Here is a 243-nt window from a genome sequence, read left to right as displayed (position 1 = left end):
GCCATACTTCAGCTGCTTGGTCTCCTGCAGTTTTACCTGAAGGATAAAAACGACCCTTTTCGTTTCTGTAGTAGCCCGTTACACTTAAGCTAGAACCTGAACCCGCAAAATCATCATCACTATAATTTAAATTCACGGAGCTTTTTTCGGTATAAGGCTGGTTTTCTACGTTGGCGCCGTCAATAGCTTTTAGAGAGGGTATCTCGCCAAATAATACACCTAAACCCTTACCATAGTCTGGGC

At 43.2% G+C, this 243-nt stretch carries 1 protein-coding gene; it reads right to left on the bottom strand.

Features of this window, described 5'->3' with window-relative positions; genetic code table 11:
- Window positions 1–243, bottom strand: a 243-nt coding sequence (locus tag AAEZ06_RS28105) for a hypothetical protein (RefSeq protein WP_350617470.1), incomplete at both ends; no start/stop codon positions are given.

Origin of the sequence: Pseudomonas sp. HY7a-MNA-CIBAN-0227 (genome assembly GCF_040310325.1) — a bacterium.
Lineage (GTDB): Bacteria > Pseudomonadota > Gammaproteobacteria > Pseudomonadales > Pseudomonadaceae > Aquipseudomonas.
The sequence above is the reverse complement of the archived record's forward strand: the minus strand, read 5'-3'. Positions and strand labels throughout refer to the sequence as shown.